Source organism: Parafrigoribacterium soli, assembly GCF_040227235.1.
Classification (GTDB): Bacteria; Actinomycetota; Actinomycetes; order Actinomycetales; family Microbacteriaceae; genus Parafrigoribacterium_A; species Parafrigoribacterium_A soli.
The window spans coordinates 12,678-27,555 of sequence record NZ_JBELNZ010000004.1 but is presented as its reverse complement, the minus strand read 5'-3'; the positions used below and the strand labels follow the sequence as shown (position 1 = coordinate 27,555).

At 68.7% G+C, this 14,878-nt stretch carries 14 protein-coding genes; 13 read left to right on the top strand and 1 reads right to left on the bottom strand.

What is annotated here, in order from left to right:
* Positions 1-20 precede the first annotated feature (20 nt).
* The 11 genes from msrA (at position 21) to ABUA37_RS11455 (ending at position 11,668) form a co-directional block, all read left to right on the top strand.
* Positions 21-539, top strand: a complete 519-nt coding sequence (gene msrA / locus ABUA37_RS11505) for a peptide-methionine (S)-S-oxide reductase MsrA (protein ID WP_349899351.1) — start codon at positions 21-23, stop codon at positions 537-539.
* Between the two features lie 20 nt (positions 540-559).
* Positions 560-1,483 carry an NADP-dependent oxidoreductase gene (locus ABUA37_RS11500; RefSeq protein WP_349899862.1) on the top strand — a complete coding sequence of 308 codons (924 nt, stop codon included), beginning with the start codon at positions 560-562 and terminating at the stop codon, positions 1,481-1,483.
* A gap of 103 nt (positions 1,484-1,586) precedes the next feature.
* Entirely contained in the window at positions 1,587-1,931 is a 345-nt protein-coding gene (locus ABUA37_RS11495) for a YciI family protein (RefSeq protein WP_349899350.1), read from the top strand.
* 1 nt (position 1,932) lies between these two features.
* Positions 1,933-3,186, top strand: coding sequence for an RNA polymerase sigma factor (locus ABUA37_RS11490; protein ID WP_349899349.1), 1,254 nt, complete (start codon positions 1,933-1,935; stop codon positions 3,184-3,186).
* A 57-nt stretch (positions 3,187-3,243) separates the two neighbouring features.
* Positions 3,244-4,236 (top strand): AAA family ATPase, encoded by a 993-nt coding sequence (locus tag ABUA37_RS11485; protein WP_349899348.1) that lies wholly within the window; start codon positions 3,244-3,246, stop codon positions 4,234-4,236.
* Positions 4,237-4,322: 86 nt separating this feature from the next.
* Positions 4,323-5,534: a DUF58 domain-containing protein gene (locus ABUA37_RS11480; RefSeq protein ID WP_349899347.1), complete on the top strand. Its 1,212-nt coding sequence runs from the start codon at positions 4,323-4,325 to the stop codon at positions 5,532-5,534.
* The gene (locus ABUA37_RS11475) at positions 5,521-7,773 is read left to right on the top strand and encodes a transglutaminase family protein (RefSeq protein ID WP_349899346.1); all 2,253 of its coding nucleotides are present in this window, start codon (positions 5,521-5,523) and stop codon (positions 7,771-7,773) included. Before ABUA37_RS11480 ends, ABUA37_RS11475 begins: the two co-directional genes overlap by 14 nt.
* Before the next feature lie 19 nt (positions 7,774-7,792).
* Positions 7,793-8,773, top strand: a complete 981-nt coding sequence (locus ABUA37_RS11470; protein ID WP_349899345.1) for a siderophore-interacting protein — start codon at positions 7,793-7,795, stop codon at positions 8,771-8,773.
* Entirely contained in the window at positions 8,773-9,813 is a 1,041-nt protein-coding gene (locus tag ABUA37_RS11465; RefSeq protein ID WP_349899344.1) for a FecCD family ABC transporter permease, read from the top strand. Before ABUA37_RS11470 ends, ABUA37_RS11465 begins: the two co-directional genes overlap by 1 nt.
* The gene (locus ABUA37_RS11460; protein WP_349899343.1) at positions 9,813-10,850 is read left to right on the top strand and encodes a FecCD family ABC transporter permease; all 1,038 of its coding nucleotides are present in this window, start codon (positions 9,813-9,815) and stop codon (positions 10,848-10,850) included. The genes ABUA37_RS11465 and ABUA37_RS11460 overlap by 1 nt, the downstream gene beginning before the upstream one ends.
* Positions 10,847-11,668 (top strand): ABC transporter ATP-binding protein, encoded by an 822-nt coding sequence (locus tag ABUA37_RS11455; protein ID WP_349899342.1) that lies wholly within the window; start codon positions 10,847-10,849, stop codon positions 11,666-11,668. Before ABUA37_RS11460 ends, ABUA37_RS11455 begins: the two co-directional genes overlap by 4 nt.
* A gap of 6 nt (positions 11,669-11,674) precedes the next feature.
* Here the strand turns inward: ABUA37_RS11455 and ABUA37_RS11450 are convergent, their stop codons facing one another.
* Positions 11,675-13,027: a D-alanyl-D-alanine carboxypeptidase family protein gene (locus ABUA37_RS11450; RefSeq protein WP_349899341.1), complete on the bottom strand. Its 1,353-nt coding sequence runs from the start codon at positions 13,025-13,027 to the stop codon at positions 11,675-11,677.
* Positions 13,028-13,150: 123 nt separating this feature from the next.
* Here ABUA37_RS11450 and ABUA37_RS11445 point away from each other — a divergent pair, with 123 nt between their 5' ends.
* Positions 13,151-13,726, top strand: coding sequence for a DinB family protein (locus ABUA37_RS11445; RefSeq protein WP_349899340.1), 576 nt, complete (start codon positions 13,151-13,153; stop codon positions 13,724-13,726).
* Positions 13,727-13,809: 83 nt separating this feature from the next.
* Positions 13,810-14,826, top strand: coding sequence for an iron-siderophore ABC transporter substrate-binding protein (locus ABUA37_RS11440; protein WP_349899339.1), 1,017 nt, complete (start codon positions 13,810-13,812; stop codon positions 14,824-14,826).
* The last annotated feature ends 52 nt before the right edge of the window (positions 14,827-14,878 follow it).

Here is a 14,878-nt window from a genome sequence, read left to right as displayed (position 1 = left end):
GTATCGAAGGAGAAGAGACGATGAACGCAACGACAGAGACGGCGATTCTGGCCGGAGGGTGCTTCTGGGGAGCCCAGGACCTGCTGCGCAAGCGGCCCGGCATCGTGTCCACCCGCGTCGGGTACTCCGGCGGCGAGGTGCCGAACGCCACCTATCGCAATCACGGCAATCACGCCGAGTCGGTGGAGATCGTCTTCGACCCGGAGCAGATCTCGTACCGCGACATCCTCGAGTTCTTCTTCCAGATCCACGACCCGTCCACCAGGGACCGCCAGGGCAACGACATCGGCGCGAGCTACCGCTCCGCGATCTTCTACACCAGCGACGAGCAGAAGCGCGTTGCCGAAGAGACGATTGCGGATGTCGACGCCTCCGGCCTGTGGCCCGGCAAGGTCGTCACCGAGGTGACTGCCGCCGGCGACTTCTGGGAGGCCGAGGAGGAGCACCAGGACTACCTGCTGAAGCACCCGAACGGGTACACCTGCCACTACGTGCGCCCGGGCTGGAAGCTCCCGCACCGCGAAGCCGCGGCGAGCTGAGGCCGCGCATGGGTGAGTCGATGAAGGCCATGAGCTACTCCCGCTACGGCGGGCTCGAGGTTCTGGAGAACACGCCGCTGCCACGCCCGAGGCTCGCGCCGGGAAGCGTGCTCATCCGGGTGAAGGCGGCCGGGGTCAATCCCGTCGACTGGTCGGTCATGGCCGGCAACCTCGATGGGCTGATGGACGTGCGCTTCCCGGTCGTTCCCGGCTGGGACGTCGCGGGCGTCGTCGAGGCCGTCGGCTTCGACACCCCGGAGTTCCAGCCGGGCGACGAGGTGTATTCCTACGGTCGCCGCGACACCGTGCAGGTCGGCACCTTCGCCGAGTTCGCTGTGTTGCCCGCCCCGATCGTGGCGCACAAGCCGCGCTCGCTGAGCTGGGAGCAGGCGGGGGGACTGCCGCTGGCGGGGCTCACGGCGCTGCGCTGCATCGACTATCTCGAGCTCACGGTCGACGACACCGTGCTCATCCACAACGGTGCAGGCGGGGTCGGGCGCGCGGGCATCCAACTCGCGAAGCGTGCGGGTGCTCGGGTCATCGCCACCGCATCCGAGAAAAACCATGCCAGGCTTCGCGAGCTCGGCGCCGAACCCGTGACCTACGGCGAAGGCCTCGTCGATCGCGTCAGGGTGCTCGCGCCACAGGTGGATGCCGTGGCCGACTTTGCTGGAGGCGTGCTCGACACGACCCTCGCCCTGCTAAAGCCCGACGGTCGCCACGTCTCGATCGCGGATCGTACCGTCGGCGAACACGGCGGCCGCTATGTCTGGGTGCGCCCCGATGCCGTGGGCCTCGACCGACTGAGCGCCATGGTTGAGGACGGCAGCCTCGTGGTGGATGTCGCGGCGAGCTACCCGATGCAGGAACTCGCGAAGGCGTTCGAGGCGAGCATGACCCGCCACGGCGGCGGAAAGATCGTGATGACGGAGTTCAGCGACTGAGATCGGTCCAGAAAAACTTTTCGCGAGGTGTCGATCTGCGGCTGCGCCGTTCGTAGACACTGCGTAACGTCTCATCCAGGCGCTCTCAACGAGGAGGAAGACCATGCAGTATCTGTTCTTTATCGGCACAGCACCCGACAGCCCGACCGCGCCGTCTGACGAGCCCGAGAACGGCGAACCACCGTACAACTGGGTCGAAGAGATGGATGGGCGCGGCGTGCGCAAGTTCGGTGATCGGCTGCGGCCGGCCGAGGACGCGACGACCGTGCGCGTGCGCGGCGGCGACCTGCTCGTCACCGACGGCCCCTTCGTCGAGGGCAAGGAGTACATCGCGGGCATCGACGTGATCGAGTGCGCCGACCTCGACGAGGCGATCGAGATCGCGAGCAAGCACCCTATGGCCGCCTACGGTCTTGTGGAGATCCGCCCGTTCTGGCCGTTCGAGTAGCGTGACGGAGACGTCGGCGGCGGCCGTCGCGGATGCGGTGGCCGCCGCCCACACGGAGGAGTGGGGCCGCATCGTCGCCACGCTCATCCGCATCACCGGCGACTGGAGTCTCGCCGAGGACTGCGCGCAGGACGCGTTCGCAACCGCGCTGGAGCGCTGGCCGCGCGACGGCATCCCGCCGAATCCCGGCGGCTGGCTCACGACCGTCGCGAAGAACCGCGCCATCGACAGGCTGCGCCGCTCGGCGAAGGAGCGGTCGAAGCTCGCCGAGGCATCGAGGCTGGCGGAAGCCGATGTCATGGACGAACTTCAGGAACCCACGAATAACAATGTGGCGGATGACCGGCTGCGGCTGATCTTCACCTGTTGTCACCCGGCGCTCGGCCTCGAGGCGCGCATCGCGCTGACCCTGCGCACGGTCGCAGGCCTCAGCACGCCGCAGATCGCGCGTGCATTTCTCGTGCCGGAGCCGACGATGGCGCAGAGGCTCGTGCGCGCGAAATCGAAGATCAGGAACGCGGGCATTCCCTATCGAGTGCCCGAGGGCCACCTGCTCGGTGAACGGTTGCCGGGCGTTCTCGCGGTGCTCTACCTGCTGTTCAACGAGGGCTATTCGGCGAGTGGCGGCGACTCGCTCCTGCGCGCGGACCTCGCGGCCGAGGCGATCAGGCTTGCGCGGCTGCTCGTGGGGCTGATGCCCGACGAGCCGGAGGCCGCGGGCCTCCTCGCCCTCATGCTGCTGCAGCACGCTCGGCGCGAAGCGCGCACGGATACCGCGGGCGACCTCGTGCCGCTCGAGGATCAGGACCGTGGCCTCTGGAACGCGGCGATGATCGCGGAGGGCGTCGGCATCCTGAAGGCCGCCCTGAGGCGGGAACAGCCGGGTCGCTACCAGCTGCAGGCCGTGATCGCCGCGCAGCACGCGACCGCGCCATCGCTCGCCGAGACCAACTTTCCGGAACTGCTGCACGCCTGGGACGAACTCGTGCGAATCGACCCCTCGCCCGTCGTCGCCCTCAACCGTGCCATCGCCTGGGGCATCTGGAAGGGACCTGCGGCGGGCCTCGAGGCGGTCGATCGCGTCGCGGCTCTCGACGGCTACTACCTGCTGCCCGCGGCGCGCGCCGACCTCCTGCGCAGGCTCGGCAGAACCGCGGATGCCGCTGCCGCCTACCGCGAGGCCCTCGCCCTGGCGCCGACGGAGCCCGAGCGCCGCTACCTCGCCCGCCGCCTGCGGGAATGCCCAGCAGATTGACATGCCGCATCCGCACGTTTTCTGACAGACTCGCCTGAGGAAGTGCGAGGTTGACAGGTGAGCAGCAGCAACGCCCAGGTGGCACCCGATTTTCACCAGCTGAGTGACGAGATTATCCGAGCGATCGAGACCGTCATCGACGGCAAGCGTGAGGCGGTCGAGCTCGCGCTCACGACGCTGCTCGCTGGGGGGCATCTCCTCATCGAGGACGTGCCCGGCGTCGGCAAGACGATGCTGGCCCGAGCGCTCGCGCGATCCGTCGACTGCAGCGTCAGCCGCATCCAGTTCACTCCCGATCTGCTGCCGTCAGACATCACCGGTGTCTCGGTGTTCAACCAGGTTGAGCGCAGCTTCGAGTTCCAGCCGGGGCCGGTCTTCGCGAACATCGTGATCGGCGATGAGATCAATCGCGCCTCGCCGAAGACCCAGTCGGCGCTGCTCGAATCGATGGAGGAAACGCAGGTCACGGTCGACGGCGGCACCTATCCGCTGCCCTCGCCGTTCAGCGTCGTCGCCACCCAGAACCCCATCGAGATGGAGGGCACCTATCCGCTGCCCGAGGCCCAGCGCGATCGCTTCATGATCCGCATCTCGATGGGCTACCCGGATGAGGCGTCCGAACAGGCCATGCTGCGCACCCGTGAGCGGTCCAGCCCCCTCGATGCCGTCACCCCGGTCGTCTCCACGGCAACCCTGCTCGAGATGATCGACGAGGTGCGCTCCGTGTTCGTCAGCCGCGCCGTCGAGCAGTACGCCGTGGCCATCGTGCAAGCGACGCGCACCGACTCCGAGCTGAGACTGGGCGCGAGCCCGCGAGCGACGCTGCAGCTGGTGCGCGCCGCGAAGGCCCGCGCCGCCCTCGATGGACGCGACTTCGTGCTGCCCGACGACATTGACGCGCTCGCCGTTCCCGTGCTCGCCCACCGGCTTCTGCCGGTTACCCGGGTATCTGGCCGCGGCGAGCGGGTCGGGGCTACCACGGTCGTCGACATCATCCGCCGGATCGTCGCCGCCACGACGGTGCCGCTCGGCGCGGTCGGCTCGGCCTGAGACCGAGAGCGGAGCAGGCCATGCCATCCCGACCCCGCTCGCGGGCCCTCGGGAGAGAGGTGCGCCTCACTGCGCGTGGGGGTGCCATGGCCGTGGTCGGAGTGGTCCTCCTCCTCCTGGGCTATGCCTTCGCCCGCACTGAAATGCTCTTCATCGGCTGGCTCGCCGTCGCGCTGCCCGCGACCGCCCTGCTGTTCGTGCGGCTGAGGCCGCTGCGCATGGCGGTCGCCCGGAGCTTCTCCTCGCCCATGCTGGTGGCCGGCCATGCCGCGAGCGGCACGATCGAACTCAGGAACCAGTCGCCCTATGCAGCACCCGGCGCGCGCTGGGCCGAGGCGCTGGCGTGGAGACCCTTCACCACCCCCTTCGAACGGCTTCCTGCTATTCCCGGCCGCACTCCGTGGCGCAGCGAGCCCACGGTATTGCACCATTCGTTCACGCCCCCGCGCCGGGGCGTCTTCGACATCGGACCACTCGTGATCGAGCTGAGCGACCCGTTCGGCCTCGCTCGCGGCGAGGTCGCGGTCGGCGAGACCCAGCGCGTCATCGTCATTCCGGATGTCGAGGTGCTGCGGTCGAGCGGGCTGAGCGTCACCGCGGACGACGGTGCGGTGCACGCGCACAGGTTCCGATCGCTCGGCGGAGACGACGATGCGATGACCCGCAACTACCGCTCGGGAGACGCGCTGCGCCGCGTCCACTGGCGCGCATCCGCGCATCGGGGCGAACTCATGGTGCGCGAGGAGGAGCAGCGCAGCCACGCGGAGGCGTGTATCGTGCTCGACACCGTGAGGCGAGGCTACGGCGACCGGAAGTTCGCCCCCGAGCCGCACGAGACGCAGAGCGATCGTTTCGAGTGGGCGCTCAGGATGACGGCGACGCTCGCGCTGCACCTGGAGCAACGCGGCTTCCTCGTGCAGCTGCTCGAGACCGGTCCGCGGCAGCTCGAGTCACCCGAGCGGGTCGACGCGTTCCTCGAGAGCGTCGCCGCGGCCGAGCTCAGCCCGAACGCGGCGGAATCCGTCATGGGGGCAGCGCCTCCGCGGCCACACGTCTCCCTCGGCGTCGTTTTCGCCATCGTCGCGGATGCCGAGCCCGCGACGATCGAACTGCTCGCGGCCCAGCGGCGCCGGTTCGAACTCGCGATCGCGCTCATCGTGACACCCCGCTTCGACGAGATCGCGGAGCAACTCGCGATTGCCGGCTGGAACCCCGTGGATGCGGAGATTGCCGAGAGCGTCGGGGAACTGTGGGAGACGATCATGCCCCTGCTGGAGTCGCGCAATGTTCGGCACTGAGCGAGAGCCCCGCGCGAAAGCGACGATCGACCCCATCCAGCTGCGCCGTGCCGAGCCGCGACTGAGTCTCGCCCTCTTCATCGCGATCATGCTCGCCTGCACCGCCCTGCACGTGCTGCTTGAGGGAGGCGGATGGTGGTTCGAGATGGCCGTCGTCACCGCCGTTGTGCTTGGTGCGGCCGCGCTCGTACGCCGACTGGCCCGCTGGCGCCCGCTGCCTTCGCTCGTGGCACTGCTCGCGCTCGCCGCCTACGTGGTGCTGCGCTTCGCCGGCGACACGGCGCTGCTCCTGGTCATCCCCGGGAGCGGCACCGTGGAGCGCATCGGCCGGCTCACCGAGGCGGCGCTCGAATCGATCCGGACGCAGGCGATCCCCGCGGTCGTCGATAGCGGCATCCTGCTCCTTCTCGTGGCGGGCGTGGGCGCCATCACCCTGATCGCCGACCTGCTCGCGATCGGACTGCGCGCGCCCGCCGCCGCGGGCATCCCTCTTCTCGGTCTGCTCATTGCACCCGCGCTCACCGACTTCGACCTCAGCGACGGCTTCGCCTTCGCGCTCGCGGCCGCGGGGTACCTGTGGTTGCTGTTCGCCGCCAGACCGCAGCGCGGCATCCCGATCTCGATCCTGACCGGGGCGCTGGCAATCGTCGCTGCGCTCGTCGTGCCGCTCGCACTGCCGCCCGTTGTCGCGGAAGGCAGCGGGACCGGCGCATTCGCGACGGGCGTCAACCCCACGATCGACCTCGGCAAGGACCTCAGGGCGAACTCCGCAGCCACCGCTCTCACCTACTCGACCCAGTCGGGCGCCTCACACTATCTTCGGCTCGTGACCCTCGAGAAGTTCACGGGATCGGCCTGGGCTCCCGACAGACCGCAGCAGCACCGAAGCAACAGGGTGCGGTCCTTCCCCGATCCCGTGGGGCTTTCGTCCGACATCCGCACGACCAGGGAGGTCACGCACATCACGATGGGCAGGCTGCAAAGCCCGTGGCTTCCCCTGCCATACCCGACCTCCAGCGTCACCGGACTCTGGGGCCACTGGTACTGGGAGAGCGCGAGCCTTGCCGTCTCGAGCCCCGACGCCGGGGTCGAGAACCAGATCTACGAGGCCACGAGCCTCGTCTTGCATCCCACTCCGCGGGAGCTCTCCGATGCGGGGAGCGTGGTGCCGTCCTCGATGAGCGCCTACCTCGCCCTGCCGAGCAATCTTCCGTCGATCATCTCCGACACGGCGCAGAAGGTCACCGCCGGCGAGTCGGGCAGCTACGCCCGCGCCGTTGCCCTGCAGGAGTACTTCCGCAGCGATGCGTTCCAGTACTCGGTCGATGCGCCGGTCAAGGACGGCTATGACGGCACCGGCATGGATGTGATCGCGAAGTTCCTCGAGGTGAAGAGCGGCTACTGCGTACACTTCGCCTCGGCGATGGCGGTGATGGCGCGCAGTCTCGGGATCCCCGCGCGGGTTGCCGTCGGCTTCCAGGGCGGTACCGTGATGGATGCCGGCGCGAGCGGGCAGACCAACTACAGGGTCACCTCGCAGGACCTGCACGCGTGGCCAGAACTCTACTTCGACAGGGTCGGTTGGGTGCCGTTCGAACCCACCCCCGGCCGCGGAATCGTGCCTAGCTACGCCGACGTCGCCGTTCCGGGCGTGCCCGCACCAGCCTCTCCCGCGCAACTCGCAGCGGGGTCCTCGGCCACCCCGGCGCCGTCCGTCGCCAACGATCACCGTCCAATCCTGCCGAAAGAAGCCGCGTTCGGTGCGGGCGCAGCGGCGAAGGACCTCTCGGTGTGGGGCTGGTGGATCGGCATCCTGGTTCTGCTGCTGGCCCTGTTGCTGGCGCCGGCCGCCGTTCGCGTCGTGGCGAGGGCGGGTCGGGTACGCAGCGGGACCGCGGGTGAGGCGTGGCGCGAAGTCATGCTCACCGCCCAGGATGTCGGACTTCGCCTCCCGGCCACCATCACGCCCCGCGAGGCCGCCTTCGCCCTCGCACCGGCCGCGGACGGGGAGCACCTCTCTCGGCTGCGAGCGGCTGTTGAGCGCGAGAGCTACGGTCGGGCGGGTACCGCGGAGGTCGATTCAACGGATCTCCGCGCCGTCATCGACCGCCTCCTCGCCGGTGCGGAACCACACCGGCGCGCGCTCGCGCGGTTCGCTCCCCGTTCGACCTGGTCGCGCATCCTTCGCCTGTTCTCGCGAAGCGACGAGGCACATGGCAGCCGAGGAGTCTTTAGGTAAGGCATGCCATACTTAGGGCATGCTTACCTTGAGTCCGAATGCCGCCGCGCGGTCCGCGCGACCCGCTCGAACCAGGGATGCCCGCCCGGCATACCGCCCCTATCGCGTCGCCATCGGCGCCATCACTCGGCTCAGCCCGCACTTCACCCGCGTGACGTTCACGGGCGCGGACCTGGGGCACTTCGGCACCGACGGCCACGACCAGCGCATCAAGATCGTCATTCCCTTCGATGACGGCCGCACGAGCGACATCGGCGCGGGCGATGCGGCGACCATCCTCGACGGCACCTGGTACTCCCGCTGGCGCGAGCTGCCGGAAGACAGCCGCAACCCGTTCCGCACCTACACGATCCGCGCCGTGCGGCCCGAGATCGCCGAGGTCGACGTCGACCTCGTCGCACACGGCGACGGCGGTCCGGCCTCCCGCTGGCTCGGCCGCGCCCGTGTGGGCGACGAGCTCGTCGTCGTCGGCCCGGACTCCCGCAGCGTCGAGTCGGGCATCGGCATCGATTGGCATCCGGGCGACGCGACAGCGCTGCTGCTCGCGGGGGACGAGACCGCGGCGCCGGCGATCTGCAGCATCCTGGAATCGCTGCCGGCGGGACGCCGGGCTCGCGCCTTCATCGAGATCCCGGATGCCGCAGACCGTCTTCCCGTGCGGCTCGCCCCGGGCGCAGAGCTCACCTGGTTGCCTCGTGGCGGCGCTGCAACGGGCTCGCTGCTCGAGCCCGCGGTGCGAGACTGGGTCGCGGTGAACCCGCGCGCCATCCGTGGCGCGATCGCGGCATCGGCGCAGCAGGTCGACGAGATCGACGTGGACTCCGAACTGCTGTGGGACTCGCCGCTCGAGTCTGCCGGCGCGGCCTTCTACGCCTGGCTTGCGGGCGAGGCTGGCGTGATCAAATCGCTGCGGCGATTCCTCGTCACCGAAACCGGCATCGACCGCAAGGCCGTCGCGTTCATGGGCTACTGGCGGCTCGGCAGGGCCGAAGCCCAGTAATGCCGCGTGCCACGAGGGTGCTGGCGACGCCTCCGCTCACTCCGTCCCGGCGCAGGTTCCTCGGCCTCCTCGCCGCGGCGGTCCTGCTCGTCATCGTCGTGCTGCTGAGTCTCGCGCTCGGCACCAGGGGCACGCCGCTCGCGAACGTGGTCGGCGCCCTCTTCTCGCCGCAGGCAGACAATCCCGACCTGCTCGTCATCCGGGATCTCAGGCTGCCCCGCACCATCATCGGCCTCGTCGTCGGCCTCGCGCTCGCGCTCGCGGGCACCATCATGCAGGGCATCACGCGCAACCCGCTCGCCGACCCGGGCCTGCTCGGAGTCAATGCCGGCGCATCCGTGTTCGTGGTGCTCGCGATCGCCGTGCTCGGGATCACGAGCCCGGCCGGCTTCATCTGGTTCGCCTTCGCCGGGGCGGCCGTCGCTGCCGCGATCGTCTACGGCATCGGTTCGATCGGTCGTGAGGGGGCGACCCCGATCAAGCTCGCGCTGTGTGGCACTGCGGTGACGGCGGCGGGCACCTCGGTCATCACGCTCCTGCTCATCAGCGACACCGACACCCTCAACGCGTTCCGGTTCTGGCAGGTCGGTTCGCTCGCGAGCCGCAGCCTCGAGCCCCTCGTCGCGCTCTGGCCGTTCCTCGTCGTCGGCGCTCTGCTCGCACTCGTCGTCGGTCGGATGCTGAACCTCCTGTCCCTAGGAGACGAGCTTGCGAGGGGGCTGGGCCAGCACCTCGGGGCCGCGAGGGCGGTCACGGCGCTCGCGGTTGTGCTGCTCTGCGGCACCGCGACGGCGCTCGCCGGGCCGATCGTGTTCGTCGGCCTCGTGGTGCCGCACCTGGCCAGGGTCATCGTCGGACCCGACTACCGCTGGATCCTCGCCTATTCCGCGCTGCTCGGCCCCGCGCTGCTGCTCGCGGCCGACATCCTGGGGCGCCTCGTGGCGGCACCGAGCGAACTCGAAGCGGGACTCGTGGTTGCCATCGTCGGCGCGCCGGTCATGATCGCGCTTGTGCGACGCGTGAAGCTGGCGGGCCTCTGATGGCCGCGGTTATGACGGCGGTGAGGACTCCCGCGCGGCGCACTCCGCGCCGCGCGATCATCCTCGTGACCGGGCTGGCCGTTCTCGTGCTTCTCGTCGCCGGCGCGAGCATCGCGATCGGCGCATACGCGCTCTCGCCCTCCGAACTGCTGCGCACTCTGCTCGGCCAAGGCGCGCCGGGCGATAACTTCGTCGTGCTGCGGCTGCGGCTACCCAGGGTCGTGCTCGGCGCGCTCGTCGGAGCCGCGTTCGCAGTCGCGGGCGCGCTGTTCCAGACGCTGCTGCGCAATCCGCTCGCGAGCCCCGACATCATCGGCGTGAGCGGCGGGGCGAGCGTGGCCGCCGTGTTCGGCATCCTGGTGCTCGGTCTCAGCGGACCGGCGCTGTCTCTCGCCGCCTTCGTCGGCGCCGTCGTTGTGGCACTCGCGATCTACCTGCTGGCCTGGCGTGGGGGAGTGACCGGCCTCCGTTTCGTGCTCATCGGCGTGGGCGTCGCGTTCATGGCCAACGCCGTGCTCGGCTACCTCATCACGCGCGGCGCGGTGAACGAGGTGTCCCAGGCGCTGGTGTGGATGGTCGGCGGCCTCGGTTCTGCGAACGGGGACAGCAACCTCGTGCTCGCCATCGTGCTTGCCGTGCTGCTGCCCTGCGTCGCCGCGCTCGCCCCGAGACTGCGGATGCTGCAGTTGGGCGATGAGGCCGCGGCCGGGCTGGGCGTCGCGGTCGAGCGCTCGCGGCTCACGCTCATCCTGCTGGCCGTCGTGCTCGTCGCCGTTGCGACGGCCTTCGCGGGGCCGGTCGCGTTCGTCGCCTTCGTCTCGGCTCCCATCGCCAGACGGATGCTCGGAACCGGCGGCCTCGCTCTCGTGCCGAGCGCTCTCGTGGGCATGCTGCTGGTGCTCGCCTCCGACTTCGTCGCCCAGCATCTGCTGCCAGGGGCCGGACAGGTCCCCGTGGGAATCGTCACCGGCATCGTCGGGGCGCCGTACCTGCTGTGGCTGTTGGCCACCACCAATCGAGAAGGGCGAGGCGCATGACCGACGAGCCGCAGAAGAAACCGCAGCGCAGCCTCGAGGCTCGGCAACTCGCGCTTTCTTACGAGGGCAGGGCGGTCATCCAGGGGCTCGACCTCTTGGTGCCGCACGGCGAGGTCACGGTGATCGTCGGCGCGAACGCGTGCGGAAAGTCCACGCTGCTGCGCGGGATCGCGAGGCTCATGCGACCGGATGCCGGCGTCGTCGAACTCGACGGCCGAGACATCCGCTCGATGCCGTCGAAGGAGGTGGCGAGGATCATCGGGATCCTGCCACAGTCGCCAAGCGCGCCCGAGGGCATCACCGTGAGCGATCTCGTGGGTCGCGGGCGCTATCCGCACCAGGGTTGGTTCCGGCAGTGGTCGCCCGAGGATGACCACGTGGTTGAGCGCGCACTGGCGGTGACGTCGACGCTCGAGCTCGCCGAGCGCCGGGTCGAGCAGCTCTCGGGTGGGCAGCGGCAGCGCGTGTGGATCGCGATGGCGCTCGCGCAGGACCCCGACATCCTGCTTCTGGATGAGCCGACGACGTTTCTCGACGTGGCGCATCAGCTTGAAGTGCTCGACCTGCTCTTGCAGCTGAACCGCGAGCAGGGCACGACGGTCGTGATGGTGCTGCACGACCTCAACCTCGCCGCGCGCTACGCCGACCAGCTCGTGCTGATGGCGAGTGGCGAGGTGATCGCGTCCGGCGCACCGAGCGAGGTGATCACCGCCGATCTCGTGAAGCAGGCCTTCGGGCTCGACGCCCGTGTCATTCCCGACCCCGTCGCCGGCTCACCGATGGTGGTGCCGATCGGGCGGTTCCACGGGCTTGACTGAGCCGCGCTAGTTTCCTAGCAACTCGAGCGGATGCGTGAGCCGCCACCACGCACTCGGCGGGCTGATCGAGCCCTCCAGCACCAGGGGCACCGTGATCGTGGACGAGCCCGCGACGAAGGTGACGGCGCCGACCTTCGCGCCGTCCCGCGCTTCCGTGACCGTCGTGGTCTTGATCGTGCTCGTGACCTTGGTGTTCGACCAGACGAGCACGGATGCGCTGTTGCCAGCCAGGAGCTTCGCCTTACTGTTCCACGGTGTCGTGTACGTGCCGTAGTCGTCGCCGCCGACCGTCAGGTTGATGGTGTGAAATCCGGCCTTGATGCTCTTGATGAACGAGCCGACATCCGCATTGATCGACTCGTGGCTGGCCGCGCCGAGCACCACCCCGATCACCGTGAGTTGGCCGATGCCGTCCGCGTTGACCACGGCGGAGAAGAGCAGGCAGCCGCCGGCCTCGGCGAGCGTGCCGGTCTTGATTCCGGTGACGCCGTTCGAGCCGACGAGCCTGTTGTTGTTCGAGAGAAAGCCGACGTTCGGCACGGTGACGCTCGCGGAGCCGACGATCGCGGCGACGACCGGGTTTGCGAGCGCGATCTTGCCCAGCGCAATGAGATCACTGGGAGTGCTGACGTTAAGCGCATCGAGGCCGGTCGGCTCGACCATCCGCGTGCCGGTCAGCCCGTTCTTGGCGAGCCAGGCCTTGGCGGCTGCGAGGAATCGCGACTGCGATCCGTAGGCCCAGGTCGAGAGCACCTCGGCGTAGTTGCAGGCCGAGGCGACGAGGATGGTCTCGAGTGCGTCCTGCTCCGACATGGATGTTCCGGCGTCCATCGGTTCGATGCTCGCCTGCTGCACGTAGTACTTGTCGTAGAGCTTGGCGTCGCTCTTACTGAAGGTGATCGTGGGGCCGGGCCGGCCCATCGCGAGCGGCTTGGCGTCGAGGATGACGAGCGACGTGATGAGCTTGCTGATGCTCGCGATCGGCAGCGGTGAGTTCGCGCCGGAGGTGTTCAGCAGTTCCTTCGAACCGCTGAGCTTCTGGAAGTCATCACCGCCCGTGATGCTCACGGCGACCTCGCTGCCGTGCGGGAGGGCGAGTGTCGCGGGGGCGGGCGTCGCGACCTCGTGCGGGTGCGTGCTCGCTGTGGTGGCATCGACCGGCGCGAGCAGGGTGGCAGGGATGTAGGCCCCGATCGCGGCGACGATGACGATCGCGACCACCAGGCCGGCGATACGCCCGCGCCGGCGACGTCGTCGTGCGTCCTCCACGGCGCGCGCATCGGGCGGGCCGCCCGCCGCGTTTCCGCTCGCCAGCATCCGCGAGAATCTGGCGAGGTCATCCGAATCGTCGGGCGTCATCCCGCTGACCGGAGCCGAGCACTGCTCGCGTACGATCGATACATAAGCTCATGTTATGCGATGCCCCCGCGAACCACGGACTGTATTTCCCTCGGTGTCGGCGGCGAGATGCATAGTGGTGATATGGATGAAAAAGCGACCCTTCTGAGCTATCTGCGCGTTCGGCGCGCGGACCTGCTGGCAAAACTCGACGGACTCGGGGAATACGACAGTCGTCGCCCGATGACTCCGACCGGAACCAATCTTCTCGGTCTCGTCAAGCATGTTGCGATCACGCAACTCGGTTATTTCAGTGATGTATTCGGTCGTCCGAGCGGGCGCGAGTCGTCCTGGTTCGCCGCCGACGCCGAGCCGGATGCCGACATGTGGGTCACGGCAGAGGAATCGAGGGCACACATCATCGAATTGCACGAATTCTCGGCCGCGCACAGCGACGCCACGATCGAGGCGCTCCCGATCGACGCCGTCGGTGAGGTGCCCTGGTGGCCGCCGGAGCGTCGCAGTGTCACGCTCCACCAGATTCTCGTGCACGTGTGCGTCGAGACCGCGCGGCATGCGGGGCACGCCGACATCCTGCGCGAACTCATCGATGGCGCGGTTGGTAATGGCCCCGGGGATCCCAATATTCCGGTGCGCACGGCCGAGGAATGGGCCGCGTACCGCGAGCGGATCGAGGAGGCCGCTCGGCGAGCAGGGTAGCCCCCCCCGATGACATCGCTCGTCGTGGCGGACGGCGAATCGCCGGTATAGTTAGGTGAGCCTTACCTATCCTTGGAGTCGCCGTGCAGCTACGCCCCCGTGTCCTTCTCGCCGCCGTCATAGCCTTCGTGCTCGCTCCGGCGCTCGCCCTGAGCGGTTGTGCCGCATCCGACAACCCGCGTGCATCCGCCGATGGCGTGACGATCGAGCACGCCTTCGGCGAGACCGTCGTGCCCGCGAATCCCAAGCGCGTCGTGACTCTTGGTTGGGGCAGCAGCGAGGCCTCGCTGGCCCTCGGGGTCGTGCCGGTCGCGATGGAGAAGAAGGCCTACGGCGGCGACAAGAACGGCGTGCTGCCGTGGATCGCGGACAAGCTCAAGGACCTCGATGCGAAGACGCCGACCATGATCACCGAGACGAAGGAGGCGCCCGCCTACGAGGAGATCCTCGCGGTCAAGCCCGACCTCATCCTCGCCACCTACTCGGGAATCACCAAGGCGCAGTACAAGCTGCTGAGCGACATCGCGCCCACCGTGGCATACCCCGACAAGCCCTGGTCGACGCCGTGGCGCGACGTGATCTCGATCGACGGCAAGGCGCTCGGCAAGACGGTCGAAGCCAAGAAGGTGCTCTCCGGCATCGACAGCGTGATGGCGAAGCAGGCCGGGGCGCATCCGGAGTTGAAGGGCAAGACCGTCGCGGTCGTCTGGGATGTCGCGGGCACCTTCTACGTGTACCGCCCGGCGGACTCACGGGTCAGCTTCCTCTTCGACCTGGGTCTGAAGAGTGCGCCCGCGGTGGAGGAACTGGCGAATGGGGATTCCCCGTTCTTCTACACGCTGAGCTACGAGCAGCTCGACAAGCTCAAGAGCGACATCATCGTGAACTTCGCCAACACGGATGAGGAGGCGCAGACCTTCCTGGCGCAGAGCTATGCGAAGGCGATGCCTGCCGTGAAGACGGGAGCGGTCGCATCGGTCACGGGCGTGCCGCTCATCTCCGCGGTCTCGCCGCCCACGGCGCTCTCGCTCACCTGGGGCATCGACAAGTACGTGGCGAAGCTCTCGGCAGCGGCGAAGGCGGCAGACGCGGTGAAGTAGCGGTGGTCGTCGGGAATCGCGCCGAAGGCTCCGCCCATAGAGGCCCACCACG

Bases quoted from the DNA above. Each gene is read 5' to 3' on its own strand.
- ABUA37_RS11495 (WP_349899350.1), top strand. From the start codon at position 1,587: ATGCAGTATCTGTTCTTTATCGGCACAGCACCCGACAGCCCGACCGCG.
- ABUA37_RS11465 (WP_349899344.1), top strand. From the start codon at position 8,773: ATGCCGCGTGCCACGAGGGTGCTGGCGACGCCTCCGCTCACTCCGTCC.
- ABUA37_RS11500 (WP_349899862.1), top strand. From the start codon at position 560: ATGAAGGCCATGAGCTACTCCCGCTACGGCGGGCTCGAGGTTCTGGAG.
- ABUA37_RS11455 (WP_349899342.1), top strand. From the start codon at position 10,847: ATGACCGACGAGCCGCAGAAGAAACCGCAGCGCAGCCTCGAGGCTCGG.
- ABUA37_RS11450 (WP_349899341.1), bottom strand. From the start codon at position 13,027: ATGACGCCCGACGATTCGGATGACCTCGCCAGATTCTCGCGGATGCTG.
- msrA (WP_349899351.1), top strand. From the start codon at position 21: ATGAACGCAACGACAGAGACGGCGATTCTGGCCGGAGGGTGCTTCTGG.
- ABUA37_RS11470 (WP_349899345.1), top strand. From the start codon at position 7,793: ATGCTTACCTTGAGTCCGAATGCCGCCGCGCGGTCCGCGCGACCCGCT.
- ABUA37_RS11460 (WP_349899343.1), top strand. From the start codon at position 9,813: ATGGCCGCGGTTATGACGGCGGTGAGGACTCCCGCGCGGCGCACTCCG.
- ABUA37_RS11475 (WP_349899346.1), top strand. From the start codon at position 5,521: ATGTTCGGCACTGAGCGAGAGCCCCGCGCGAAAGCGACGATCGACCCC.
- ABUA37_RS11445 (WP_349899340.1), top strand. From the start codon at position 13,151: ATGGATGAAAAAGCGACCCTTCTGAGCTATCTGCGCGTTCGGCGCGCG.
- ABUA37_RS11480 (WP_349899347.1), top strand. From the start codon at position 4,323: ATGGCCGTGGTCGGAGTGGTCCTCCTCCTCCTGGGCTATGCCTTCGCC.